This window comes from Ketobacter sp. MCCC 1A13808 (assembly GCF_009746715.1).
GTDB lineage: Bacteria > Pseudomonadota > Gammaproteobacteria > Pseudomonadales > Ketobacteraceae > Ketobacter.
Genome location: NZ_VRKW01000007.1, coordinates 93,399 through 118,249 on the forward strand (window position 1 = coordinate 93,399; position 24,851 = coordinate 118,249).

25 protein-coding genes are annotated in these 24,851 nt (G+C 50.4%); 8 read left to right on the plus strand and 17 right to left on the minus strand.

Going from position 1 to position 24,851, the window contains the following annotated elements; genetic code table 11:
• Nucleotides 1-12: 12 nt before the first annotated feature.
• Nucleotides 13-753, minus strand: coding sequence for a S1 family peptidase (locus tag FT643_RS14005; RefSeq protein WP_156872033.1), 741 nt, complete (start codon nucleotides 751-753; stop codon nucleotides 13-15).
• 155 nt (nucleotides 754-908) lie between these two features.
• Nucleotides 909-1,637 (minus strand): gamma-glutamyl-gamma-aminobutyrate hydrolase family protein, encoded by a 729-nt coding sequence (locus tag FT643_RS14010; protein WP_232340212.1) that lies wholly within the window; start codon nucleotides 1,635-1,637, stop codon nucleotides 909-911.
• 253 nt (nucleotides 1,638-1,890) lie between these two features.
• Between FT643_RS14010 and FT643_RS14015 the strand changes: the two genes are divergently transcribed.
• Both FT643_RS14015 and FT643_RS14020 read left to right on the plus strand, forming a co-directional pair.
• Nucleotides 1,891-3,702 carry a monovalent cation:proton antiporter-2 (CPA2) family protein gene (locus FT643_RS14015; protein WP_156872034.1) on the plus strand — a complete coding sequence of 604 codons (1,812 nt, stop codon included), beginning with the start codon at nucleotides 1,891-1,893 and terminating at the stop codon, nucleotides 3,700-3,702.
• A gap of 99 nt (nucleotides 3,703-3,801) precedes the next feature.
• Complete coding sequence (locus FT643_RS14020) at nucleotides 3,802-4,755, plus strand: alpha/beta fold hydrolase (RefSeq protein WP_156872035.1); 954 nt, start codon at nucleotides 3,802-3,804, stop codon at nucleotides 4,753-4,755.
• On the opposite strand, the gene FT643_RS14025 is transcribed toward FT643_RS14020, so the two are convergent.
• Both FT643_RS14025 and FT643_RS14030 read right to left on the minus strand, forming a co-directional pair.
• The gene (locus FT643_RS14025) at nucleotides 4,693-5,847 is read right to left on the minus strand and encodes an acyltransferase family protein (RefSeq protein ID WP_156872036.1); all 1,155 of its coding nucleotides are present in this window, start codon (nucleotides 5,845-5,847) and stop codon (nucleotides 4,693-4,695) included. The genes FT643_RS14020 and FT643_RS14025 overlap by 63 nt on opposite strands.
• Nucleotides 5,848-6,089: 242 nt before the next feature.
• Complete coding sequence (locus FT643_RS14030) at nucleotides 6,090-6,977, minus strand: cation diffusion facilitator family transporter (RefSeq protein ID WP_156872037.1); 888 nt, start codon at nucleotides 6,975-6,977, stop codon at nucleotides 6,090-6,092.
• Nucleotides 6,978-7,134: 157 nt separating this feature from the next.
• Here FT643_RS14030 and FT643_RS14035 point away from each other — a divergent pair, with 157 nt between their 5' ends.
• On the plus strand, nucleotides 7,135-7,476 hold the full coding sequence (locus FT643_RS14035) for a zinc ribbon domain-containing protein YjdM (protein WP_156872038.1): 342 nt from the start codon (nucleotides 7,135-7,137) through the stop codon (nucleotides 7,474-7,476).
• Between the two features lie 79 nt (nucleotides 7,477-7,555).
• Here the strand turns inward: FT643_RS14035 and FT643_RS14040 are convergent, their stop codons facing one another.
• Genes FT643_RS14040 through potA form a run of 4 tightly spaced genes read right to left on the minus strand, consistent with a single transcriptional unit; the run spans nucleotide 7,556 to nucleotide 11,356 of the window.
• A complete protein-coding gene (locus tag FT643_RS14040) occupies nucleotides 7,556-8,587 on the minus strand; it encodes an extracellular solute-binding protein (RefSeq protein WP_156872039.1) in 1,032 nt (343 codons plus the stop codon).
• On the minus strand, nucleotides 8,584-9,378 hold the full coding sequence (gene potC / locus FT643_RS14045) for a spermidine/putrescine ABC transporter permease PotC (protein WP_156872040.1): 795 nt from the start codon (nucleotides 9,376-9,378) through the stop codon (nucleotides 8,584-8,586). Before potC ends, FT643_RS14040 begins: the two co-directional genes overlap by 4 nt.
• Nucleotides 9,362-10,252 carry a spermidine/putrescine ABC transporter permease PotB gene (gene potB, locus FT643_RS14050; protein WP_317622033.1) on the minus strand — a complete coding sequence of 297 codons (891 nt, stop codon included), beginning with the start codon at nucleotides 10,250-10,252 and terminating at the stop codon, nucleotides 9,362-9,364. Before potB ends, potC begins: the two co-directional genes overlap by 17 nt.
• Nucleotides 10,253-10,255: 3 nt before the next feature.
• A complete protein-coding gene (gene potA, locus FT643_RS14055; protein ID WP_317622034.1) occupies nucleotides 10,256-11,356 on the minus strand; it encodes a spermidine/putrescine ABC transporter ATP-binding protein PotA in 1,101 nt (366 codons plus the stop codon).
• A gap of 444 nt (nucleotides 11,357-11,800) precedes the next feature.
• On the opposite strand from potA, the gene egtB reads away from it, so the two are divergent.
• The 3 genes from egtB to FT643_RS14070 all read left to right on the plus strand — a co-directional run bounded on the left by egtB (nucleotide 11,801) and on the right by FT643_RS14070 (nucleotide 15,476).
• Nucleotides 11,801-13,084, plus strand: a complete 1,284-nt coding sequence (egtB, locus tag FT643_RS14060) for an ergothioneine biosynthesis protein EgtB (protein ID WP_156872042.1) — start codon at nucleotides 11,801-11,803, stop codon at nucleotides 13,082-13,084.
• A 33-nt stretch (nucleotides 13,085-13,117) separates the two neighbouring features.
• Nucleotides 13,118-14,068: an L-histidine N(alpha)-methyltransferase gene (egtD, locus tag FT643_RS14065; RefSeq protein WP_156872043.1), complete on the plus strand. Its 951-nt coding sequence runs from the start codon at nucleotides 13,118-13,120 to the stop codon at nucleotides 14,066-14,068.
• A gap of 100 nt (nucleotides 14,069-14,168) precedes the next feature.
• A complete protein-coding gene (locus FT643_RS14070; protein ID WP_232340214.1) occupies nucleotides 14,169-15,476 on the plus strand; it encodes a glycerophosphodiester phosphodiesterase family protein in 1,308 nt (435 codons plus the stop codon).
• 28 nt (nucleotides 15,477-15,504) lie between these two features.
• On the opposite strand, the gene FT643_RS14075 is transcribed toward FT643_RS14070, so the two are convergent.
• From FT643_RS14075 to FT643_RS14105, 7 genes are all read right to left on the minus strand, one after another.
• Nucleotides 15,505-16,002: an NUDIX hydrolase gene (locus FT643_RS14075; RefSeq protein WP_198043542.1), complete on the minus strand. Its 498-nt coding sequence runs from the start codon at nucleotides 16,000-16,002 to the stop codon at nucleotides 15,505-15,507.
• 101 nt (nucleotides 16,003-16,103) lie between these two features.
• Nucleotides 16,104-17,408 carry a tetratricopeptide repeat protein gene (locus tag FT643_RS14080; protein WP_156872045.1) on the minus strand — a complete coding sequence of 435 codons (1,305 nt, stop codon included), beginning with the start codon at nucleotides 17,406-17,408 and terminating at the stop codon, nucleotides 16,104-16,106.
• Nucleotides 17,398-18,084 (minus strand): TonB family protein, encoded by a 687-nt coding sequence (locus FT643_RS14085; protein ID WP_156872046.1) that lies wholly within the window; start codon nucleotides 18,082-18,084, stop codon nucleotides 17,398-17,400. Before FT643_RS14085 ends, FT643_RS14080 begins: the two co-directional genes overlap by 11 nt.
• Before the next feature lie 2 nt (nucleotides 18,085-18,086).
• Nucleotides 18,087-18,509: an ExbD/TolR family protein gene (locus FT643_RS14090; RefSeq protein WP_156872047.1), complete on the minus strand. Its 423-nt coding sequence runs from the start codon at nucleotides 18,507-18,509 to the stop codon at nucleotides 18,087-18,089.
• 1 nt (nucleotide 18,510) lies between these two features.
• Nucleotides 18,511-19,041, minus strand: coding sequence for a MotA/TolQ/ExbB proton channel family protein (locus FT643_RS14095; RefSeq protein WP_198043543.1), 531 nt, complete (start codon nucleotides 19,039-19,041; stop codon nucleotides 18,511-18,513).
• Nucleotides 19,042-19,044: 3 nt separating this feature from the next.
• Complete coding sequence (locus FT643_RS14100) at nucleotides 19,045-20,418, minus strand: MotA/TolQ/ExbB proton channel family protein (protein WP_156872048.1); 1,374 nt, start codon at nucleotides 20,416-20,418, stop codon at nucleotides 19,045-19,047.
• Nucleotides 20,419-21,219: a DUF3450 domain-containing protein gene (locus FT643_RS14105; protein WP_156872049.1), complete on the minus strand. Its 801-nt coding sequence runs from the start codon at nucleotides 21,217-21,219 to the stop codon at nucleotides 20,419-20,421.
• A 211-nt stretch (nucleotides 21,220-21,430) separates the two neighbouring features.
• On the opposite strand from FT643_RS14105, the gene FT643_RS14110 reads away from it, so the two are divergent.
• Entirely contained in the window at nucleotides 21,431-22,180 is a 750-nt protein-coding gene (locus FT643_RS14110) for a lysophospholipid acyltransferase family protein (RefSeq protein WP_156872050.1), read from the plus strand.
• A 64-nt stretch (nucleotides 22,181-22,244) separates the two neighbouring features.
• Here FT643_RS14110 and FT643_RS14115 read toward each other — a convergent pair whose 3' ends face one another.
• On the minus strand, nucleotides 22,245-22,577 hold the full coding sequence (locus FT643_RS14115; RefSeq protein ID WP_198043544.1) for a DUF4156 domain-containing protein: 333 nt from the start codon (nucleotides 22,575-22,577) through the stop codon (nucleotides 22,245-22,247).
• A 163-nt stretch (nucleotides 22,578-22,740) separates the two neighbouring features.
• Here FT643_RS14115 and FT643_RS14120 point away from each other — a divergent pair, with 163 nt between their 5' ends.
• Entirely contained in the window at nucleotides 22,741-23,433 is a 693-nt protein-coding gene (locus FT643_RS14120) for an OmpA family protein (protein ID WP_198043545.1), read from the plus strand.
• Nucleotides 23,434-23,555: 122 nt separating this feature from the next.
• On the opposite strand, the gene FT643_RS14125 is transcribed toward FT643_RS14120, so the two are convergent.
• Nucleotides 23,556-24,656 carry a glycoside hydrolase family 16 protein gene (locus tag FT643_RS14125; protein ID WP_156872053.1) on the minus strand — a complete coding sequence of 367 codons (1,101 nt, stop codon included), beginning with the start codon at nucleotides 24,654-24,656 and terminating at the stop codon, nucleotides 23,556-23,558.
• Nucleotides 24,657-24,851 lie beyond the last annotated feature (195 nt).

Sequence of the window (24,851 nt, forward strand, 5' to 3'; positions counted from 1 at the left end):
GCGCGCTCAACTTCAGCGCGCCGTGAGGATCATCAGAATATCCGCGTACCAAGCACAATTCAGCCCTAATGCTTCATCTTCCCGCTGATCCCGGGAGCCAACATCAAGCCGGGCAGAATGCACGCCCAACAGTTTCCAGGGTAACTCACCCAACGCCTCACTGCCTGCATCACGGGACCGCATTACCACCGGTGCCCCGCTGGACCCGCGGTGCATCCGCGCATCTGTCATAAAGTAACCCATACCCTGAAAACGCAAACCGAAAGACGATGACACAATAGCATGACGTACCACGGCCATATGGTGCAGCCAATCATGGAAACCCAACGGGTAGCCCACCACCATCAACGGGGTTCCTACCTCCACCCGCTGTTCGGGCAATTGCAAGTGCGTCGGAGAGAAAGCACTATAAAGCGTCGATTTGGGAAGGGCTTTTCGGTCGACTTCGATGGCGACAATATCCACAACCCCTTTGGAATCTTTTGCTTCCACCCAGATCGCATCGCTTTTGTGGTATAGCAATATCGAGAGTGCTGTAGTAGTCACCAGGTTTTCCGGATCGGTATGAAAATCCAGTTCTATACGATCCGGGTAATGGTGTGACTTCTCGTCCACCACCACGTGGCGGCAGGTAACCAGATACAAGCGGGATTCACGCTCAAAGAAAAAACCGGTGGCGCTGGTAAGAGGATAATCCCCTTTGAAAGTGAGTATGCGTGCTACCGATAGTAAAACGGATTCAACTGCAGGCATCGACCGGCTTCCTTATAGTGGTGGTGTCTTTCCAGTCCGCTATTAACCCACAGCCCATAAATTCCTACAACCATTGCGACGACGCGCGGGAGCCTGAGCAATTCACATTAGTCGGCAGATGCCGTCTGCACTGATCGCCTGTTACCCGTTGACTTTCATTGGCCTAACACCAATTCACGCTCGCTATTGCGAACCGCATCGGTAAACAAACGGAATAACCGGCGCTGACTTTTCATATAGGGCAAATACTCAGGATGCCATTGCACCCCCAGCAGAAAACCGAAGCTACCTTCAAGCGCCTGCACAAAACCATCCCGATCACGACCCACCACGGTCAAACCGTTACCCAGACGATCGATCGCCTGGTCGTGCAAACTGTTCACCTTTACTTTATTGCTGCCCAGGGTTTCAGCCAACCTGCTGGTGCTTTCCAGGTCCACCCACTTAACCGGATGAAGACTACGGCGATTGGAAGTAATGCGCCGCAACGGACGGATGTTCTGATGCAAGCTGCCGCGGGACACGACATTGATTAACTGTGCGCCGCGACATATCCCCAGCATGGGAATACTGTCCTGTAGCGCTTTACGGATCATGCCGATTTCGAATTCGTCGCGCTCAATATCGTAGCGACGTCGCGGTAATACTTCGCCGCCATAATGCTCCGGCTCTATGTCATCACCGCCGCCAATAATGATGCCATGAACGGGCTCATCCGGGAGCACCGATCGAGCTGTCAGATAAACAGAACGAACGCCACTGATGGCGAGCATGAATCGGGTTGCCCACCAGCCAAAACGAAAGGTTTTATGAGGACCGGTCACAGCGACCAGGGGTTTGATTTGCGCAAGCGGTGGTGAGGAATGTCCTGGTTCTGTTATCAAAGTAAGCTAGATTTCCTGTAACCATTTTCGGAATTGTTTCAACCGTTCATTATGAACGAAGCAGCGGGAACCACCCGCAAGCGTCCGTTTACATAGACTCTGCGGCGACGTCGGTAATTTGAACCCTATCAGGTTAAGGTCTATTACTGCAAATAATATGAACCTTGGCCAGCACCGCAACTTGAACCAATACGAGAATGGCAGTACAACGGGGCTATCCGGTTCCTTAACACCAAAGAGTAACTCGAAAACAATGTTAATCAATGCCTTGATATATCTATGTGCCGCCGTAATCTCGGTGCCCATTGCCCAACGCCTGGGATTAGGCTCTGTCCTGGGTTATCTGCTGGCCGGAGCACTCATTGGGCCGCATCTTTTGCAGCTGGTGGGAGACCAAACCGATGTCATGCACTTTGCGGAATTCGGAGTGGTGATGATGCTGTTTCTGATCGGCCTGGAATTGCGACCGGGACGACTGTGGCAACTGCGTCGTTCAATTCTGGGCCTGGGCGGTCTGCAGGTGGGGCTGACCGCCCTGGCAATACAGTTGACTCTGATCGCCTTTACCGACCTCAGCGTCACCACCAGCTTTGCCATAGGCTTATGCCTTGCGCTTTCTTCAACCGCCATTGTATTGCAATCGCTGACGGAGCGCGGCCTGATGAAATCCCAAGCCGGCAGCAACGCATTTTCGGTGCTGCTGTTCCAGGATATTGCGGTGATCCCGATACTTGCCCTATTGCCCTTGCTGGCTTTAGAAGGCAGCACCACCCCGCAGGACGATGAGCACAGTCGTACCTGGATTAGCGACTTTCCCCTCTGGATTCAGATTGCCATTACCGCCGCTACCATCGGTGCGCTGGTGGCGGGCGGTAAATACCTGTCTTCTCCCATCTTTCGCTATATTGCTGAAACCCGTTTGCGCGAGATTTTTACCGCATTTGCTTTGCTCATTGTGGTCGCCATCACCTGCCTAATGCTGGCGATCGGACTGTCCCCTGCCCTGGGTAGCTTTCTGGCTGGTGTGGTATTGGCCGAAAGTGAATTCCGGCATGAATTGGAAGTGGATATCGAACCCTTCAAAGGGCTGCTGCTCGGATTGTTCTTTATTACAGTGGGAGCTGGCATCAACTTTCAGTTACTGCAGGATCAACCCCTTTTGATCGGTGTTTCTGTGGTGGCTTTGATAACCATAAAAATTGCGGTACTGGCTTTACTGGCGCGCCTGTTCGCTATGGAATTCAAACACGGGTTGTTGTTTAGCCTGGCGCTGGCACAAGGCGGCGAATTCGCATTTGTTCTGGTATCCAGCGCCAAGCAATTCAATGTGCTCAACACCGGGCTCGGAAACACCATTTCTTTGGTAGTGGCCCTATCTATGTTGATCTCTCCTCTGCTGATACTGCTGTATGAATACGTCCTCGGCCGCCCCAGCCAACACCCCGACGCCGCCAAGGACGATGACGAAATAGCACCCACCTGCGAGGTAATCCTGGCAGGGTATGGCCGCTTTGGTCAGATCATAGGGCGTCTTTTGCACGCCCAGGGCTACCATTTGACGATACTGGATCACAGTCCCGGACAGGTAGATATGGTCAGGCGCTTCGGCAATAAAGTGTTTTTCGGGGATGCCGCGCGCAAGGATCTGTTAGCCGCGGCAGGTGCAAAAGAGGCCAAATTGCTGATTATCGCAGTCGATGAACCGGATAAAACTCTGGCCATCATCAAGACTGCGCAAACCCATTTCCCCCACCTTAAAATCCTGGCCCGAGCGACCGATCGGCGCCATGCCTACGAGTTAATTCGTACACAGATAAACGGCTTTCGCCGCGAAACCTTTGACTCTGCTCTGCATTTGGGTGTGGATGCGCTTAAGTTACTGGGCCTGAATGAGCAGGCCGCGGAACACGCCGGGGTTCGCTTCAGTGAACACGATGAATCGTCCCTGCTCGCACTTTCTGAGCTTTGGGGAGACGATAAGAGTTATGGCGTTGCCGTCCGCCAAAGATTGGAGGATTTGAAACAGGTTTTGACCTCAGACCAAGAAAAACGGGAAAGGGACTAAACAGGATATCTACCCAACCTTGACTATGCGACATCAAATGATGTAATAATGCGCCTATAAAATAATCAGGCTCTATTTCAGCAATAGCAAGGTAATCCGATGGTCGAACAGCAACTAGGGGTCAATTCCGGCGGTGTGCGGATCAATCTACGTCAATGGGGGCGAAAGAATTCGCCGACCGTGGTGATGGTTCATGGCTATCCCGACAACAGTCACGTTTGGGACAAAGCTGCCCGCCTATTGGCCGAAGAGTTTCGTGTGGTTGCCTATGATGTGCGCGGGAGCGGGCTTTCTGATGTACCAACCCGAACAGCGGATTACCACCTGACTTTACTTGCAGCGGATTTCAAGGCGGTTATCGATGCTGTCAGCCCTGATAAACCAGTGCACCTGGTGGCTCATGATTGGGGCTCAATCCAATCCTGGGAGCCGGTAACCAATCCGGCGATGGAACACCGGATCGCGTCTTTTACCAGCATTTCCGGCCCCTGCCTGGATCACATTGGCCACTGGCTGCAGCGCCGTATCACTTCGCCTACACGCAAGGGTTTAAAACAGCTGATCGGACAGCTAGGCCAATCCTGGTATGTGGGAATGTTCCACCTTCCAGTGCTCGGGGCCGCCAGCTGGAAGCTGGGCCTGGACCGCCTTTGGCCCCTCCTACTTAAAACGTCCGAAGGTATTTCTGAACTCCCCAGCGCAACACAAAAAAATGATGGTATCTCCGGTATTCAGCTTTACCGTGCTAATGTCCGTCGCAGCCTACTGCGCCCGCGAATGCGTTACACCAACGTGCCGGTACAATTATTAATACCGATGCAAGACCCCTACATCACCCCGCAATTACTGGAAAACACCGACCATTGGGTTGCCGAGTTGTGGCGAGAAACAGTCGATTCGGGGCATTGGCTGCCACTCAAAGATCCCGCCCTGGTAGCAGAAAAGGTGCGAACCTTCGTGCGTCTGATCGAAGCCCGAAAACACCCGCCATCAGGCGATTGCAGTACGGATTGCCAGCTGGCGACGGCGAACTACCCGGTTCAAAACGCTTAACGTGGGTTTTTCCACCACGTGGTAGAGAACGACTCCGGCAAGCAGCGAACAGATCACCGCGCCCACCAGGATCCACTCCGTAGCCACCACATCTGAACTGGTGATTCCCAATACTTTGAGAGCTTTAAAATAGACCGAATAAATCACTACGATGTGAATAAGGTACAGCGAATAGGATATATCGCCCAAATAAGTCAGCGCCCTGGGCCACTTAACCCCTGAGCTTCGCCATTCGATACTGACCAAGCTGTACACCAGTCCAACAGCCGGGATTCCCCAAAACAAAACTCGCGACTCTTTATGTAAGCCGAAATGCGTGGATAAATAAATTGCCAGGCAAGAAATAAACAAAACAAATAAGGCGGGATATCGCGACAGCGTTTTACCACTGATCGCCAGCCGTGCCACGATGCATCCGAAAATAAATTCCAATACGATCGCATTGGAATAAAACACCGAGACGGCGTTTTTGGCGCCCAGCAATTCTACGCTTCCTACGGCAACCAACAGCACGACGATGACAAACAACGAACAAAGGGTCACCAAATATTTGCGGTTGACCAATAAAGCCAGCGCGAAACACCCATAAAATAACATCTCAAACATCAGCGTCCAGCCTACTCCCAGAACCGGATGAGGCACACCCTTTGCGTCGAAACTGGGTATCAACAGCAATGAGGTCAAAATACGGTACCAATGCAACGAATCAGGTAACGCAACGTTTGCCTTTAAGAAATAGGAAATCGACACCAAGGCGATTAAAAGGCCCGTGACAAACAAATAAAGGGGGTAGATCCGGACCACGCGCCGGAAAAGAAAATCACTGACCGGTTTCACACCGGCCACATAGGGTCTGGAAACATAGACCATAACCAAACCACTAATAACAAAAAAGACATCAACGCCAACACCACCTAAGGGCATCCATACCGAAGCATCAAATAAACTGATTGCCTCAAATGAAAATTCACTTTGTTTATTTTCCAGCAGGCTACGCAGTGCGTGATGGAAAACGACCATCAACGCGGCCAGTCCTCGAAGAAACTGAATGGAATCCAGTCTAGGTAGGGGATTACCCTGGGCGTTTGACATCTGGAAGGCTCCTTGACCGCCATGGTCACAGAATGACGCAACAAATAATGTTTTGGTCCTTAGCTGAAAAAAGCACTTGAATTGAAATTGAGTGCGATACTATCAAAGAAAGAGAATTTCAAGAGGCAGCGACAAAACACGTACGCCCACCCTACTGTGTGGGTGAGATCATATTCCTACGACGCCTCAAAAAAGGGGACCGGTTCACAAAAACATCAATAGTTACAAAAAACCGCGATTTTTTAGTCATTATCTCGGCAAATTTCATCCGGGTATTCTAACTCTATGGTCGTATGTTGCAGCTTATAATCTTTCAATACGGCAGCGATCTTTTCTTTCAGTTCTATTTGCTGAGCGGGTGGCATCGGGTAATCCAATACCAAGTGCGCGGTTAAGACATGCCGCTCTCCATCCAGCGACCAGATATGTAAGTGGTGTATTTCATTGATATGTTGAATTCCGGATAATCGACTATAAACATTGTCTCTCAATTCAGGATCGGGCACCGACTGCGCAAATAGCATGAGTGTTGTGCGCAAATGCTTCACTACATTGAACAAAATGAACAAAGTAAACAATATGCACAACACTGGATCCAGTATGGGTACCTCGAAAAAATACAGAACGACCGAAACAATTAACACCGCAATCCAGCCCAGCACATCTTCCATCAAGTGCCAATTCAACACTCGTTCGTTCAGTGTTTCGCCGTGGCTTAAACGGTAAGCTGCAAAACCGTTGACCAACACACCCAGTATTGCTAACCAGAACATCCCCTCGGCCATTGGCATTACCGGATTAAACAGCCGCGGAATAGCTTCGCTCAAAACCCAGATAGAACCGGAAACCAACACCACGCCGTTGATCAATGCACCAAATAACGACAGCCGCCGATAGCCATAAGTGAATGTCACATCCGCTTCTTTTTTGCCGAGTTTATTCAACAGCCAGGCACTGCCAATGGATAAGCTATCCCCCAGGTCGTGGACAGCATCCGCCATGATCGCCGTGCTGTTGGTCAACCAACCCCCGACAAACTCCACAATAGAAAAACCCAGATTCAGAAAAAACGCCCATGCAATCCGGTTTGTACTCTCATCACCATGATGGTGATGACTGTGATCGTGCATTGACTCACTCCTTTTACGACATGGTAATAACTCAACCCAACCGTTTCACCAGCTTAACTATAAATGTTAGTGCCCGGAAAGCCAGGAAATACCCCCGGCTCAGATGCTATACTCCGGCCCCGGCAAAACCGCGTACGTCAACTTAGCAGGAGACTCCATGAGCACACTTCCCGACTGCCTTCATTGCAATTCAGAATACACCTATGAAGACGGTACTCAATACGTCTGCCCGGAGTGCGGCCACGAATGGTCCAGGGAATCCAAGCAAAATGAGTCTGAAAACACCACACAAATTAAAGACAGCAACGGCAACCCGCTCCAGGATGGCGATACCATAACCGTGGTAAAGGATTTGAAAGTGAAAGGCTCATCGCTGGTCGTCAAAGTCGGTACCAAAGTTAAGAATATCCGACTGGTGGAAGGGGATCACGATATTGATTGTAAAATTGACGGTATCGGCGCGATGAAACTGAAATCAGAGTTTGTGAAGAAAGCTTGACCGGGTATCGGTTGCGATACCAGCGCGCGGATTGATTTAATTCGAGCGCTGGTATCGAATCGAAAGGAGACAACCTGGTTTACTGCCCCGCTTTCAGCTTCTGCCAATAGTCGTTATACAGTTTCATAGCTTCACCAACATCAGTCTGAAAGTCCCCTTTCGCAACAATTGCCTCATCAGGAAAAATGGTTTTATTTTCGCGAACAGAGGGCTCCAATAATTTCAAACCCGCCAGATTCGGCGTCGCATAACCAATTTCTTCACTACTCAACTTGGCAATTTCCGGGCGCATCATGAAATCAATAAACTTGTGCGCTGCCACCGCATTAGCAGCACCGGACGGTATGGCAAAACTATCCACCCAGAATGCCGCACCTTCTGCCGGATAGATATACTGAATATCCGGATCTTCTTCTTGCGCCATAATGACTTCACCGTTCCAGATCATACCCAGGCTGACATCACCTGCCATGAAAGGCTCGCGCGGTGCATCACCGTTGAAGACCAACACATTCGGCATCAGCTGCTTCAGTTTTTCGTAGGCCTGTTTGATTTCTTCGGGATCGGTCGAATTAGCCGAATGCCCGTTTATTTTCAACGCCATATGGAAAACTTCACGCACATCATCGGTTAACAAAAGCTTGTTTTTCCATTTCGGATCCCACAAGTCAGCCCAGCTGGTGATGGATTTTGGATCGACTGATGACACATTGATACCAATCCCGGTGCTGCCCCACAAGTACGGCACACTGTACTTGTTGTCCGGGTCGTATTCTTTATTCATCAGCGTTGGATTGAGATTTTTCAAATTGCTCAATTTCGACTTGTCTATCGGTTGTAGCAAGCCTTCTTTACCCATTTTGGATATATAATAGGTGGAAGGTACGACAATATCGTAGCCTTTTCCTTTTTGTAACTTCAGCTTGGAATACATCACTTCGTTACTTTCGTAAGTGGAATAATCCACCTCGATACCGGTTTCTTTGGTGAACTTTTCCAACACCCCTTCCGGAATGTATTCAGACCAGTTATACACCACCAATTTATCTGCCGCCTGCGCGGATAAGGTAAATCCACACAGCAGCGTTGCGAATACGGTTTTAAGTTTCATTGGGTTTTCCTTTTTAACAACAATGGGACAACAATGACCACCAGCAACGAAATCAACATGAGTAGCGATGCCAGCACATTCACTTCCGGCGAGACACCCACCTTAACCATCGAAAAGACTTTGATGGGCAGGATTTCGTATCCCGGTCCGGTAACAAAAGAACTGATTATGACGTCATCCAGAGACAGGGTAAAACTCAGCAGCCAACTTGCGGCAACAGCCGGGCGTAGTAACGGCAATATTACCTTGGTGAATATCGCACTTTCCCTGGCACCCAGATCCTGAGCGGCTTCCAGCAGGTTGATATCAAACCCCTTTAGCTGCGAGTAAACCGTAATCACAACAAAAGGCAGGCAAAAGGTGATATGCGCGATGAGCAGCGACCAGAATCCCAGCTCAATACCCAGTGCCATAAACACGATCAAAAACGTAATCGCCAGCACGATATCCGGTGACATCATCAGCACAAATACCAAACCGCTCGCGATTTTTTTCATAGGAAACTGATAACGGTAAATGGCCAGGGCAATCAGGGCACCCAACACGGTCGCTATGGTTGCAGACAGGCAGGCAATTTTCAGGGAATTGGTAAATGCCTCCAGCAACGAACTGTTATTCCAAAGTTTCTCATACCATTTCCAGGAAAAACCCCGCCACTCGTGACCGTATTTAGACTCGTTAAAGGAATTAACCACCAACACGACAATAGGCATATAAAGAAAGATAAAAATACCGGTTATAAACAGGCCTGCTGCACCTTGTTTCCACCAGCGGCTACTTGAGGTTTTCATCTTCCAGGCCTCCCTTACGTTGCACATAATGGTTGGCACGGAAATACAACCAGATCATGAGCGTCATCAGCACCATCAGGCTGACGCTGAGTGCACTGCCAAAGGGCCAATCGCGCACCACCAGAAACTGGTTCTTTATCAGATTACCGAGTAATAGATTTTTGGCACCACCCAATAAGTCCGCCACATAGAACATACCCATGGCCGGTAAAAATACGATTAAACAACCGGCCACGATGCCCGGCGTGGTCAGTGGCACAATGATACGCCAGAAACGCTGCCATGCATTGGCCCCCAGATCCTGTGCTGCTTCGAGAAGATTGCGGTCCAGTTTATCGAAACTGGACACCAGCGGCAGCACCATGAAAGGAAATAGAATATACACCAAGCCAAAAATCACGGCGAACCCGGTATACAGTATCTGTACCGGCTCCTGCACAATGCCTAAAGCCAACAGCACATCATTAAACAAACCTTTATTGCCCATCAGTAATTTGAGGGCATAGGTGCGGATGAGGCTATTGGTCCAGAAAGGAACCACCATCATGAATAACAAAATAGCCCGCACAGAAGGTCGGTAGCGTGAAATCAGATACGCAAAGGGGTAACCGGTGACCAAACAAAAAAAAGTCGCCATTAATGACAAATAAAGAGAATCGAAAAATACGCCAAGATAGAGCGTATCCCACAAACGCTTGTAAGAATTCAGAGTGGCAGGCCACACCGCAAGATTCGCGGGATCCGGACTCAGAAAGCTGGTAAGCACCACCATGATATGAGGAGCTAACACAAAAACCCCCAGCCATCCTAGTGTCACCAGTACCACGGCCATGCGGAAAGGTCCGGCCTGTATCGCCCGCTTCAACAATGACACCGCTCAGGCCTCTCGGGGAATAACATGTTCCCACCCATGAACCCAGTCGACCCACACTTGCTCGTTGATTCGATAATCAAAATCCGGATCGTCTTCATCAAAAAATTCACTGGCCTGAATATGTTGTCCATCGCTCAGTTCGATCAGTGAATCCAAGGTCTGACCGGTGTAACTGCGTTCCAGGATTTTTCCGGTGAATCCGGGCCGATCACCGGCGTCTTTTAAAAACTCGATACGTAAATCTTCCGGTCGGATAAGCACATGGACCTCATCTCCCGCTTCAAAGCGACGATCCGCCCGAATCTCCCGCTTCGCGCCATTAGTAAGCGTGGCTTTAAAGCGATACTCATCCAGTACTTCATCGATCACTGCATCGAATACATTTATTTCACCGATAAACTGGGCAACGAACAGGTTATTGGGAGATTCATAAATTTGCCGCGGAGTCCCCACCTGCTGCGGTAGTCCTCCCTGCATCACTAACACCCTGTCCGACATGGACAGTGCTTCTTCCTGATCGTGGGTCACGTACACAAAGGTGATACCCAGCTTGCGCTGTAAACGTTTTAACTCCATCTGCATTTGCAGGCGCAACTTATAATCCAGCGCACTCAGCGATTCGTCCAGTAACAGCACTTTCGGATTGTTGACCACCGCCCTGGCGATGGCAACCCGCTGCTTTTGACCACCGGATAATTGCTCCGGTTTGCGTTGAGCAAAGTCCTGCAATTGCACCATTTCGAGTGCGCCTTCTACGCGTTTCTGGATTTCCGCTTTCGCTGTCTTTGCCATTCTCAGCCCGAAGGCGACATTGTCAAAAACCGACAGATGCGGGAACAAAGCGTAGCTTTGAAAAACCGTGTTCACCGGGCGCTTTTCAGCGGGGGTCCCGGTCAGGTCCTGTCCGGCCAACACCAGTTGACCTTCGTCCGATTGCTCAAATCCTGCAATTAAACGCAACACCGTGGTTTTGCCGCACCCGGAAGGCCCCAAAATAGTAAAGAATTCGCCATCATGAATGGTCAGGTTAAATGCAGACAGCACCACCTGAGTGTCAAAGCGTTTGGTGACATTGGTCAATTGGATGATCGGATTTTGTGTCACGATGGGCACTCGACATTTTAGAGGGTTCAGGAACCTGCTTAGGTTAATGTCTTATTTGAGAAAAACAATGCATTAATGCCGCCTCGGGTTGTGCACAGTTTAACTGCACAGCACATTAAAGCTAATGAATTTAGCCATTTCTATCAGTGTGTTACACCCGTGCCAAGACAATTTTACGAAATCGTATCAGAATCGTATTCTCCGGTTTAAACTGACCAGGCACCCATTGTAAAGTGAACTGGCAATTCCCTGGCTCACCCCGGTTACTGACGAAACGCTGGGACCTTACCTAAAACCTGACAGCGTAACCACGCCTTCAACTGGTGCATTCAACGTTCTACTATTATTATTTTCAGACCGGATAGCGCGACTGAATTTGTACCCTCACCCACTGTCATACTTTGGGTGTATACACTAAGGACACACCTGAGGCAGGAGCAATACATGGCCGAAGCATCACAGCAGACGGATATCCGGCGGGAATTTCAACGCATACGCAGTTGCACGGAACAAATCACCGAAGGCCTTAGCGCAGAAGATATGGTGGTGCAATCGATGCCGGATGCCAGCCCGACCAAGTGGCATCTGGCTCATACTTCCTGGTTTTTTGAAGAGTTTCTTCTGAGCCGGTTCATTCCTCAGTATCAAGCCTTCGACTCCCAATTTCGCTTTCTCTTTAATTCTTACTACGAAGCGGTCGGCCAGCGCCATCAGAGGCCACTGCGGGGCATGTTAACCCGCCCGGCCCTGGACACGGTGTTAGCCTATCGCAACCATGTCACCGGGCATCTGACGCAGGCGCTGGAAACCGGGCTGGCAGAGGATCCGCAATTTCTCGCTTTGGTGGAACTCGGCTGTCATCATGAAATGCAACATCAGGAATTGTTATTAACCGATATTCTGAGCGTGCTGTCCGTGCACCCGTTCCACCCTGCAATGAAGGTAAGCGCGCAGAAAAATCTTGCCGGCGTCAATCAAATCGTTAGTACTGGTAGTGCTTCGCGTTGGCAGCACTTTGAAGCACAAACCATCCACGTTGGCGCAGACCCCGACCATTTCCACTACGATTGTGAAAGCCCCCGCCATCCGCATCTGCTACCGGCATTCGCACTGGCAACGCATCCGGTAACCAATGGTCAATGGCTCGAATTTATGGCCGATGGTGGTTACGACAAGGCAACGCTCTGGCTTTCCGATGGCTGGGCCATGTGTCAGCAGCAGCAGTGGCACGCCCCGCTCTACTGGCAATGTATCGACGGATTGTGGTTTCAGTTCGGACTGGACGGCATACAACCAGTCGATCCGGATGCACCGGTATGCCATATCAGTTATTTTGAAGCCGATGCGTATGCAAGCTGGGCTGGCGCCCGATTAGCACGGGAGCAGGAATGGGAACGTGCAGCACAAAGCCACCCGCCCCGGGGCAACTTTCTCGAACGATACCAATGGCGACCTCGCGCTGGCCCGACCTCATCCGCAGATACGGCCCAGCAAATGTATGGTGATGTTTGGGAATGGACCCAAAGCCCGTACACGGCCTATCCCGGTTTCAAAATCGCAGAAGGTGCCATTGGTGAATACAATGGTAAGTTCATGTGTGGCCAATTTGTGCTGCGCGGGGGCTCCTGTGTAACACCGGTGAAACAAATACGTCCTAGTTATAGAAACTTCTTTTATCCCCACCAACGCTGGCAGTTCAGTGGCATGCGATTGGCAAAAGATGTTTAAACAACACCTTTTCAGAACAAGAACGGAGAAAGCATGGAAGCGCTAAGATGCAACCTGAACCCAACCTTTCTGGACCAATTTACGAATGATGTGCTCACTGGCCTGAGTCAGCAGCAAAAGACGCTGCCCTCAAAATATTTTTATAACAGCCGAGGCTCCCGCTTATTTGACCGGATCTGCGATTTGGAAGAGTATTATCCTTACCGCACCGAGCTATCTTTGCTACCGCGCATCGCTCAGGAAGTGAGTGCACTGTTACAGCAACCCTATGATATCGTGGAATTTGGTGCCGGATCTCTGGTCAAAATCCGATTATTATTGCAGCATCTGGAACACATTCGTAACTTTGTACCGTTGGATATTGCCGGAGAACATTTGAATAAGGCCAGTGCCTTACTGAAAAGTGAATTTCCAGCACTGTCTGTGATGCCGATCGTCTGCGACTTCACCCGCAAAGTCAGTCTACCAACTGAGCTCACTTTACCCCGCCTGGGTTTCTTCCCAGGTTCTACAATCGGTAACTTTACACCGCAGGCTGCGCAAACATTTCTCAGCAATGCGCGCAAAACACTGGGCCCGAATGCCATGCTGTTGATCGGGGTGGATAGCAAAAAAGATCCACACATTCTGCACCGGGCTTATAACGATAGCCTTGGGGTCACCGCTGAGTTCAATGTCAATCTGCTGCAACGTATTAACGAAGAAATTTGCGGCGACTTTGATGTGCAGGCGTTTCAACACTACGCCTTTTATAATACCCGGCAAGGTCGTATCGAAATGCATCTGGTTAGTCAAAAACGACAGGAGGTCACCATCGGTCATACCCGTTTCAGTTTCGCCGAAGGCGAGAGCATACATACTGAAAATTCCCACAAATACACCACCCAGGAATTCCGTGATCTGGCCCAAAAAGCGGGCTGGCAAATTCGAAGTACCTGGGCAGATGAGCAACAACTTTTCAGAGTGCACCTGCTGAGTAGCTGACATCATACTGTCATCATTGCAGCATAACCCCGACACATACTGACGTTAACGTAGCGGGACGTTTAAATTTTGCTGTTTTGATACCTTAAGGAGAAGCAAGATGCTGCCCGGCTCGCGATTTTTCGTGGCAATGCTATTGGCGACACTGCCATTTGGCGCCAGTGCAAACAGTGACCACCACAACTCATCGGCTCAATCTCATAAGCAATCTCACAAACAACCCCATTACGACTGGTCCGACAAGTGGTCCGACAAACATAAAAACAAACGTAAACGTGACGCGGTACAATTAGGTCCACGCCCCACCTATTTAGTCAACGACATGGATGCGGGCACCTTGAAAACAGCCCTCAAACAATGTGAAAACCGTTCTTTTTATAAAACCGATTTTTCGATCGGTCATCGCGGGGCACCGCTGCAATTCCCGGAACACACTAAAGAGTCCTATGAAGCGGCCGCCAGCATGGGAGCGGGTATTATCGAGTGCGACGTCACTTTCACCAAAGACAAACAACTGGTATGCCGGCATTCCCAATGTGATCTGCACACCACCACCAACATTCTGGCTATTCCTGAACTGGCCAGCAAGTGCTCGGCACCCTTTACTCCGGCAGATGCAGTAGCCGGTACACCGGCAACGGCTACCTGCTGCACCAGCGATATCACTTTGCAAGAGTTCAAGTCCCTGTGCGGTAAAATGGATGCCTCCAACCCGAATGGCACTACGCCTGAAGAGTATATGGATGGCACAGCAGCCTGGAGAACCGACCTTTACTCAACGTGCGGTACCGTGCTTTCTCATGCGGAAAGCATTCAGCTGATCAAGGGACTGGGAGCGAAGTTTACACCGGAGTTAAAATCTCCCAGCGTCAGCATGCCATTCGACGGTGACTACAGCCAAGCGGACTATGCACAGCAAATGATTGATGAATACAAAGCAGCAGGCATTAACCCCAAACAGGTCTGGCCGCAATCGTTTGACTTTGACGACGTACTTTACTGGATCGAAAACGAACCCCGCTTTGGCAAGCAGGCGGTATTTCTGGATGAAACCATTGATGACGACAGCCTGGCTTATATGGAAAGTCTGAAAAGACAAGGCGTGCAAATCGTCGCACCGCCAATTTGGGCATTGCTAACCCTGGATTCCGAGAACAGGATTGTGCCATCGGACTACGCTATAAACGCGAAAGCCGCCGGGCTGGACATTATTACCTGGTCCCTGGAACGTGCCGGCCCATTGGCAACCGGCGGCGGCTGGTATCACCAAACCATTACCGATGCGATCAGCAAAGACGGCGATACCCTGATTGTACTGGATGTCCTGGCGAAGGATGTGGGTGTGATGGGTGTGTTCAGTGACTGGCCAGCTACCACCACCTATTACGCAAATTGCATGAATCTATAACAAACAAAACGGCGAAAAAAATAACAGGTTAGTGTGCATCATTGAGCTGGTCAACCAATTGGTTGATCAGCTTTTTTTGATCCGGAAAACGCCAATCTAAATTCTCGCGCTGTTGTGGTGATTGCCACTGCGCACTGCGGATTTCGATGGTATCCACCGGTATCAATTCATTGATCGAAGGCGTTTGATTCAACATCAGTTCTTCTTCTACGCAATGGTATAAATGAAAACGTTTGTCCAACAAATTGATTTTTTTAACCACCTTGACCTTTAGCCCGGTTTCTTCGTAGGTTTCTCTGGCGGCGGTGCAAACGGAACGTTCGCCCTCTTCCGCTGTGCCCCCCGGAATCGACCAGTTTCCTGTCAGGCTCTGTTGCACCATTAATACATCGTTCCCACGTACGATGAGACATCCGGCATTGCCTTCAGACTCATCCTGCAACGCTTGATTACATTGGGGAGCGGGTGTACTCGAGCAGCCTGAGGTGGTGCATACACCGGCGAATATCATTACTTTCAGAAGCATGCTGTGGGTCAAGCGCATTTTAAAACTCTACGGTGTCGTCAATACAAACGGGGGTTTATCTCAGAAGCAATTTTAACACAGTAACACTATCCTGCATTGTGCTAATCCGATGACGCCAGGCAAGGCCCTTTCGCACCAGGTGCAACGTACGCTTCAGATACTTCCTCGCCGGCCGCGTTAGCCATGTATCTTAGCCACTCCCCTGCCTTTGCGTTTTCTCCACCGATCAAGGTGGCGCGGTTAAAAGCCTCACGGGCTTGCCGAGTCCGGCCGGATTTTAATTCGCTGATGCCCAGCAACAGATTGGCTTTCCCCGCCAGAGAAGGCGCTATCCGGCTTTGACAGGCTTGCTTCACTACCTGGTTCATTTCCTGCCACCGCTCCTGCTGCATCAGCAACTGGGCATAGAATAAATACAGCTCCGTGTCACCAGAGACATCCGCTGCCAACTTAAGCGCCGCCATAGCGCGATCGGTTTCCTGGGCTTGGTACCAGTATTCAAACAGCAAGCGGTAATGCTTGCCATTGGCGTTGACGAGCCCATTTTCGAGCCCTTGCTGCAAAACCAGGGCCGCTTTAAACGGATTTTTTTCAGTTGCCAAAAGACTGCTGTACAGCAACAAATTCTGCTCACCGAAGACCACCCCCTTCGAGTTCGCCAGAGTGAGTATCGCTAATGCTTCGCTGGTCTTTTCCTGTTTGAGATAAACAGAGGCTAACCGAAACCAATTTTCGGGTTCATCGGGTTGCAACTCGATAAACGCTTTTAGCAACGTTTGCGCCCGGGAAAAGTCACCAATTGAAAAAGAGAGTGCCAATACCGGCCGGTGAAAATCCAGTGATATGCGGGGAGCCAACTGCATAGTGCGATCCAATGCCCGCGCGGTCAGCAGATAGTCTCCGCTAAGATAACTGGCCTGTGCGAACATCAACGCCACATCCTGGTCTTCCGTTTTATCCAGGCTCATCCACTGTTTCAGTAACTTCAGAGCATTCTGGCCATCCTTCATAATTAAATAAACCGACGCCCACTCTTTATACAGGCGCTGGTTCACCAATGGCGAGAGCCCCTCTTCCGCCAAGGCTTGTTGGTAAAAGCGAATAGCCTTGTCGTACTGCTTTTGCTGAACGTAATGTTGTGCCAGCTTCATTCCTGCGCTGGCGCGGGAATAACTATCCTGCATGGAATCGAGTTCAGCTTCCATCTGTTCTATGGACAGTTCACTGGCTTCGCCCAGGGACTGTCCCGGTTGCAACAACAACTTACTGCGGTATTGCTCTGCCTGCAGGGTAGCATGCTGGCCACAGCAACTCAGCCCGCCCAGTAGCACCGCAATTTTAATCCCCAACCGAGCCCGCTCCCGGGACCGGTGGTGGTGTTCACGGTGGTCCGGCTCAATCCACATACGGATAATTTTCCGGGTAATGTTTCCAGTTCAATTCGATGCGCTGAGTGAGAATAATCTCGCCTTTTGTTTTCATGGAATTAATATCATAAAGCCAACCCTGAACCGCTTTGATCACCGTTTCTTCATAGATGCCCCGAGGGTGCGAATCCATCACCCGGATATTTTTAGTATGGCCGTCTGTCTTCAGAGTAAAGGCGACCAGTACCCAACCATCGATTTTATTCTGCCAGGCAATTTCCGGAATATTGGGCCGGCGTGTGGCCAGGGGAATCACCTCGACATAACCTTTTCCCTCCTCGCCTTCATTGAGGCTTAATCCTCCGACCTGGCCGGCCCACCCTGCTCCAGCAGCAGAAATATTCAAATCCGGTGCCCAATCCGCAGGTGGTAGCGGACTGTCAGCGACGTGCTGATTGAGTCGTGGCGAGGTTGGCGGACTAACGACAGAGAGCGTTTCCGTCGCCGGTTGCTCCGGTTCAGGGTCAGCCTGCTCCTGCGGCGGAGGCGGCTCTGGTGTTTCCGGCTCAGGCGGGGGCGGCTCAACAAAACTCAGCTGTGTAATAACCTGATCCACGGTATCCCGCACCTGATCCGTTGTGATCAAAGAAATCATAAACAGAAACAAGGCGACGGATAGCCCTGCCGCAATACCGATACTCGCAATCCAGCGCATCGTTATGGACCCGCGGACGCGCTGGCTTGGTTAGCCGCTACAGCGACTTTTTCGATACCCGCCAATCGAATCTGGTCCAACACTTGTACCAGGATACCGGTCGCGGCTTTTTGATCCGATTGCACCACCACAGTACCTTGAGGATTCTCCGCGTGCATGCGCGCGATGGTGGCCCGCAGGGCTCTCACATCAATCGGCCTGCGATCGATCCAGACATCACCGGCTTCATTGATTGCCACGAAAATGTTAGCGCTTTCCTGTCGTTGTGCCGATTCCGCATGGGGAGTGTTCACCGAAATCCCGGACTCTTTCACAAAGGAAGTCGTTACAATAAAAAAGATCAGCATAATAAAAACCACGTCCAGCATGGGAGTCAGATCTAATTCCGATTCCGAACTCTGTGCCTGATGTCGTCTGACGGGCATATTATTTCGCCTCCGCACTGAACGATAAACCGTCGTTAAAACGGGCGATCCGTAAGTCTGCCCAACGTTGCAACTGAGCAGCAAAATAAATTCCGCTGATGGCCACAACCAGGCCGGCCATGGTTGGAATAGTCGCCCGATAGACACCTTGAGCCATCGCTTGCGCATCGCTGGTGCCTGTCACGGCGATGACATCAAACACCGAAACCATACCGGTAACCGTACCCAGCAAACCCAACAACGGGCACAGCGCAATTAATGTTTTTAACAACGGCAAAGCAGATCTGAGTTCCATACCCGCCTGTGCGACAAGCTGGTCGCGGATCTTTCTGGCGCGCCAGGAGTGGTGATCACAACGTTCACGCCACGCGGTGAGCAAAGCCAGCTCACGTCGACGGAAAGTAAAGCCGTAAAACAAAATACGTTCGACTATAAGTGCCCATTGCAACATACACACGACCAATAACACCCAAATAGTTGCCCCGCCTTGCTCAGCAAAATCACCAATGGCGGAAACCCATTCCATACTCATCGGCTAGTGCTCCTTATCCTCAAGGCTTTTTGCCAACATGCCGGCACTTTGCTCATCCAAGCGCTGGATAAGATTGCGTGCCAGCGAGCTGACAAAACTGTGCCCAAATAATAAAGGAATGGCCGCCACCAACCCCAGCACGGTGGTCATTAACGCCTGGGAGATACCGCCCGCCATCAGTTTGGGATCACCATTACCGAATAAACTAATGGATTGAAATGTCAGGATCATACCGGTCACCGTACCCAGCAAACCCAACAGCGGAGCTACTGCAGCCAACAGTTTGATAAAGTTATGGCCCCGCTCCAGTTTCGGCAGTTCAACCAGGACGGCTTCATCCAATTTGAATTCCAGGTTTTCTTCCTTTCGGGTGGAAAACTGCTGCGCTTGCAGTAGCACCCGCCCCAATGGATTGCCCGGACTTGGGTCGGATATTTTTTTCATCTGCCGCCGCACGTTTCCAGACACCCACAATAAGTAAATTACGCGCCATAAGGTCAGTAACAACCCGGCTGCACCCAGTGCGATTATAATCAGACCGATAGTCCCGGCCTGTTTTATACGTTCGGCGATGTCCGGTTCGATACTGAGCATACCCAGCAAACTTCCCTGGGTAGGGTCGATGACCATGCTGGATTGTTGATGCGGAGATTGACTGAATTCCAAAGCCCGCTTTCGCATCGACTGCGATGGCTGTCGAACCGGTATCAATAGCTCCTCCGTTTCCGGGATGTAACGCAAAAACTGTCCGCCAGTAAAACTGGTGAACGTTCCCACCCGCAGAATGGTGTGTTCCCGAGCGAGCCCCTGTACGTCCACCACATTCGCCTGATACTGTACGATCTCTCCGCCACGAATCATTTCTTCCTGTACCAGCATCCAGAGGGATTCCAGATCCGCAACGGCGGGAAACGTCTGCATGGCGGCCAGGCGATTTAATTCAGCCTGTCGCTCGGGTAATGAAGGCGTCACCATTGAACTGCGAAGGCTGGCGGAAAAACTACCGGCAAACTCATTAAATGCGGCGTTCAGGTCACCCAGACTTTGGGTTTCCGCATTCACTTTTTCCGACAGCGCCTCCAGGGACTTCTTGTTAGCCTCAATGTCAGCTTTTAATGGCACCAATTTTTGTTGCGTAGCTGCATGTTGCTTGCGGGCCTGCTCCAACAATGCGCTTTGTTCTTGTTTGGCACGTAAGAATACCTGTTCCCTCTGTTGTGCCGCTTTGCGTTCAGCATCCCGCTGTTGTTTTATGATAGAAAGCAATTCAGACAGATTTTGTGCGGACGCCACCTTGCTTTGAGCGGCCTGCAGCGGAACGGACTGAAAAGCCATAATTAAAGACAACAATGTAATGAATTTGACCTGCTTCATCATTTATTGGCCCGTCCCTGGCTGGACCAAAGGTAGCTGCAGCAATTCCGGGGCGATACGGCCAGCGGCAATCTTGAGACCCTGCTTGATTTCACCAATGTGCGCTTCCGGCAGGGTGACCCAATCCCGCTGCTGACGATCCCAGGTGCCCGCTTGCGCTCCGTCCAGGGTCAAGTAGTACAACGCCACCCGACCAATGCGCAGACACTGCACCGTTATCGCTTGTCCACCCAGCTGAATCTGCTCACGATAACTTTCGAGGGTGTTACCGTATTCCAGCTCCGCCTGATACGCCTCCATTAACAGACGAAATTTATCCGCTAATAACAAACCGCCGGAAAACACCTTTTCGCGCAAACCAATCACCGAATCCAAGCGTTGTTGTTGATGAAACGGTAGATCCAGAACCACAAACTGCTCCAGCGTTTCGACCATGCTGCGCATGAGAGGATTGAGGCGCTGCTGGGTATATTGAATGGATTCCAGGCGCTGCTGCAGAGTGTGAATCTCCTGTTGCTGCTGCCGTTGCAACGAAATCAGCTCAGATTCATACTGCCCCTGATAACTGGCGTCCGTCGTCAGCCTCTTATATTCCTGCAACATTTTTTCCGTATCGGCCGACAATTTGTCGACCCGGGCCTGGGAATTAGCGGCTTGCTTCTGCATGTCTTGCGCTACGTTTATATTCTCAGCTAACCCTCCTCTGCGGGTATCCGTGCCACGATCTTGCGCCACCACCCACGAGCCCAGCCCCAACCACAACACACCACTGACTATAATCGCTACCGATTTCAAACCGCTCATGACCCGCCTAGATGATTAAAAACACGACTGTATATAGAAGTTTCAGCTTAGTACAGCCTGCCCGCCGGCCGGTCTCAAAGTCTGCAACCGCGTCCTATATAACCTCTCCATTGGCCTTTGGAACAATTAGAAATGAGAATGGCTATGTTGATCATCCGGTTTCCATTACAATTTCGTGACATTTTCCACGGAATTCGGGGTGCACCCTCTCTTGCAAACATCAAGCAGTAGCGTCAACAACACAGAAAAACAATTTCTAAACTTGCTGTACCAACCATACAAAATATTGTTTTTCCTACCTTTTTTCTTTCTCAGCACCATCGTCCTGGGCTCCCTTGTAGTGGTGCTGGCGACCATCGGCTGGCCTGGACTCGCGCGCAAAGTGCCGGTGTTCTGGGCCCGTCTCAATGCCTTTTTGCTAATGTCAAAAGTGCGGGTGGAGGGTTTCTCAAATATTGATCCCAAACAATCCTATATCGTCGTTGCCAACCATCAGAGCCACTATGATATTTTGGCCTTGTATGGCTTTCTGGATATGGATTTTCGCTGGGTTATGAAGCAGGAGCTACGCAAAATCCCTTTTCTGGGTCTGGCTGGTGTAAAACTGGGGCATGTGTTTGTAGACCGCAGTAATATACGCCGGGCCAACCAATCCATTGCGCAAGTAAAAGACCAGATCACCAACGGCACATCCATTTTATTTTTCCCGGAAGGAACCCGTAGTGCTGGAATAGACATGCTGCCGTTCAAGCGTGGCGCGTTCAAAATGGCAACCGACCTGGAGTTACCGATTCTGCCCATCACGATCAACGGTTCCGGCAGAATCCTGCCATCCAAAACACTGAATATATTACCCGGGAGTGTGGAGTTGATTATTCACCCTCCGATTCCACTTGATGGCCGCACGGATAAAGAGTTATCACCGGTGGCCCGGGAAGTCATTGAGTCCAGTCTGCGATAATTACATCGAATCTCACGGACAGCATTATAGGCAACGGCGTCGCCAATAATGCTGTTTGACCGGTCTAGCGCAAGTGCGCGCAATCCAGAATAATAAAAGTTTGCTTTCCATCTGCAATTTCTGAATCCGGTGTTACCGCATTGCCACCAAACTCCACAGCATTGTTTCGAGCCAGGGTTTCCAGTTCCTCGGCCATTTTCGGCTTGTTCCGGTTCATAAACCACACCTTGTCCAACACCTGGCTGGTGGTTTTTCTAATTTGCTCGCAATGTTTGGTCTGCTCCGGCTTCAAAACCATAATCTCTTTTGCCGCATCGTCCAGGTCTACCCAGCTACAAGCACTCAATCCCAGACTCAGTAGTGCAATCGGCAAAGCCATTGTTATTCGTGTCTTCATAATTCTCCCGTTTCGGGTCAGTCGGTAAGTTTGGGCGCAAACAGCGCCTACGATGCCATAATTGGGCATTATTCATCAATCATAGTTCTTTTTTACAACCCTGAACTGCCCGATTCGATTGCTTTAATAAGTCATGTCAAACAACACGATCAAGGAGAACAACATGACATCACTTAAACCGCTTTCAATCGCCCTATTCCTCGGTTCTGCAAGCTTGCTTGCCAGTGGCTGCAGCAGCAACAGCGTTCCCCTTTCCGAACCCGTCGCTCAGAGCGCACCAACGCCGCCCGCTTCCCCGATATCAATATCGGATTCGGAGCCCCTGGCGATGAGCGAATACCAAGCGGACGACTCTGAGGATTCCAAAGCGGACCTGATTGCAAATATGGAGGTAAATGCCAACGACATTGACCCAATACTCGCGCTGGATGAACCTGAGGAATCCACCCCTCTTGCTCTAGAGGACCCGGTGGAAACATCGGATGAGGCCAGTGCCCCGACCGGGCATCCGGGAGACACCTTATTCAAATTTGGTTTTGACAAAAAAGAACTGGATGAAAGTAGCGTTGCAAAAATCGAAAAACACGGCGAGTTTTTGCTGCAGCATCCCGGTGTACGTATTACCATCAACGGCCACGCCGACAGTCAGGGCGATGCCACGTATAACGAACAGCTTTCCCTGCAGCGCGCTCAATACGTCGCCTCTATTTTGCAAGAAAAAGGTGTAAAACAAGAACAAATTGAAATATTCAGCTGGGGTGCAGCCGATCCTCGGGCCGATGCCAAACATCCTAGAGACAATCGTCGGGTTGAGCTTATCTACGGGGACGAATATCTGGCGAAAACCGCATTCTGATCCCTTGTTTTACAACCGGCTTTCCACCCAGCCCCGCGTTCTGCGGGGCGCACCCCAAACCCGGAGCCGGGCGGAACACATACCGCTCTGATCACACGCCTTCATACTAAAAATGGTAATGATCAGTTGTTTTTGTACACTCTGATGTAATCAATGGCCATCTCTGTGGGGAAAGACGTGCTCAACCCCTTTTCCGCCACCTCTTGCGCGGAATAATGTTCCAAAAACTCCTCACCCACGCCGTACCGACCCGCCCACTGACCGCCGATGGCAAGGTTCACCAGTATATGGGCATTTGGCGTGCTACTACCCTGATTACTTACCCAGCGGTAGTTCTCACACATGGTTTTATCACCGTTCACATAGTAGCAAACCGACTCTGCTTTCCACTCGATACCCACTTCGAGCCAACGATTTCGCAGTGAACCGGAGTCTGAGTGGTAGTTTTTCCAGGTCGCATCGAAATCGTCGGATTGGTAGGTGATTTCGGTGCTGCCACTCGCCGTTTGTTGCCCTTTCACAATACCCGCTTGATGCAACATAGTAGCGGTGTCTTCCACGCCATTCAGAGCACCTTCAAAAATATCGATTTCGGGAGGCCAGGCTCCATTTCCATTCGCATCCAAATCCGAATTAATCCAGAAAGCGGGCCAGGTTCCAACCACATTCGGCAGCTTAACGCGGGCAACAATAAAGTAGCTGTTGCTACTATCCGGCTTGAAGTTGGCTTTACTGCGTATCATCGCAGATTCGTAGCCGGCGTAACTATCATTGGTACGGGTAGCAGTTGCACGCAATTTCAACGCCCCCTCATTCACTACATGCATGGATTCACCTGAGCGGTTGTAATCAACATAACGCTGACGCTCATCGTTCAAAAAATCCAGCGTTCCTGCACCCGTCACTGGCTGACAGGAATCATCGGGGATCTGCAAACTTGGCCCACCGCCGTAGACATAGCGGGTGCACCACAGGTTACGGTCCAAATCCGATCCATCGAATTCATCATTGAAAACCAACTGATCATAGCCCGGAAGGATGCCTGACTCTCCGCTATCGTCACCCGATTCGGGAGCTGGGTCGGTTGCGCCTCCGTCTTGTGTGTTGCCGTCTTCAACGACAACGTCATCGCCGCTGCCATTCTCAGGTGGTTGACTGCCCCCAGTTTCCCCTCCGAACAGGGAGGTAAACAGCATGATTAAAGTCGCAAAAAAATTACTCATAACGTCCTCTTTTATCGTATTAGTCCATGCAGATAAGAATCAGCCTTACCTGTAAGAGCAACATAAACTAGAACGATAGTACAACTCTGTGATGCAACTCATAATCGCAACAAACTCCTTTGACATTCTTCGACCCGCCCCATCCACCAAGCCCGACCGGCCAAGCGCTTTACTGTATAAAATTCGAACATTGTG

Coding starts and splice junctions, on each gene's coding strand:
- FT643_RS14090 (WP_156872047.1), bottom strand. CDS start 18,509: ATGCCCGTCAGACGACATCAGGCACAGAGTTCGGAATCGGAATTAGAT.
- FT643_RS14035 (WP_156872038.1), top strand. CDS start 7,135: ATGAGCACACTTCCCGACTGCCTTCATTGCAATTCAGAATACACCTAT.
- FT643_RS14095 (WP_198043543.1), bottom strand. CDS start 19,041: ATGAGTATGGAATGGGTTTCCGCCATTGGTGATTTTGCTGAGCAAGGC.
- FT643_RS14100 (WP_156872048.1), bottom strand. CDS start 20,418: ATGATGAAGCAGGTCAAATTCATTACATTGTTGTCTTTAATTATGGCT.
- FT643_RS14025 (WP_156872036.1), bottom strand. CDS start 5,847: ATGTCAAACGCCCAGGGTAATCCCCTACCTAGACTGGATTCCATTCAG.
- FT643_RS14030 (WP_156872037.1), bottom strand. CDS start 6,977: ATGCACGATCACAGTCATCACCATCATGGTGATGAGAGTACAAACCGG.
- FT643_RS14120 (WP_198043545.1), top strand. CDS start 22,741: ATGACATCACTTAAACCGCTTTCAATCGCCCTATTCCTCGGTTCTGCA.
- FT643_RS14085 (WP_156872046.1), bottom strand. CDS start 18,084: ATGCGCTGGATTGCGAGTATCGGTATTGCGGCAGGGCTATCCGTCGCC.
- FT643_RS14005 (WP_156872033.1), bottom strand. CDS start 753: ATGCCTGCAGTTGAATCCGTTTTACTATCGGTAGCACGCATACTCACT.
- FT643_RS14115 (WP_198043544.1), bottom strand. CDS start 22,577: ATGAAGACACGAATAACAATGGCTTTGCCGATTGCACTACTGAGTCTG.
- FT643_RS14020 (WP_156872035.1), top strand. CDS start 3,802: ATGGTCGAACAGCAACTAGGGGTCAATTCCGGCGGTGTGCGGATCAAT.
- FT643_RS14105 (WP_156872049.1), bottom strand. CDS start 21,219: ATGAGCGGTTTGAAATCGGTAGCGATTATAGTCAGTGGTGTGTTGTGG.
- FT643_RS14015 (WP_156872034.1), top strand. CDS start 1,891: ATGTTAATCAATGCCTTGATATATCTATGTGCCGCCGTAATCTCGGTG.
- FT643_RS14075 (WP_198043542.1), bottom strand. CDS start 16,002: ATGCTTCTGAAAGTAATGATATTCGCCGGTGTATGCACCACCTCAGGC.
- egtB (WP_156872042.1), top strand. CDS start 11,801: ATGGCCGAAGCATCACAGCAGACGGATATCCGGCGGGAATTTCAACGC.
- FT643_RS14040 (WP_156872039.1), bottom strand. CDS start 8,587: ATGAAACTTAAAACCGTATTCGCAACGCTGCTGTGTGGATTTACCTTA.
- FT643_RS14080 (WP_156872045.1), bottom strand. CDS start 17,408: ATGTGGATTGAGCCGGACCACCGTGAACACCACCACCGGTCCCGGGAG.
- potC (WP_156872040.1), bottom strand. CDS start 9,378: ATGAAAACCTCAAGTAGCCGCTGGTGGAAACAAGGTGCAGCAGGCCTG.
- FT643_RS14070 (WP_232340214.1), top strand. CDS start 14,169: ATGCTGCCCGGCTCGCGATTTTTCGTGGCAATGCTATTGGCGACACTG.
- egtD (WP_156872043.1), top strand. CDS start 13,118: ATGGAAGCGCTAAGATGCAACCTGAACCCAACCTTTCTGGACCAATTT.
- FT643_RS14125 (WP_156872053.1), bottom strand. CDS start 24,656: ATGAGTAATTTTTTTGCGACTTTAATCATGCTGTTTACCTCCCTGTTC.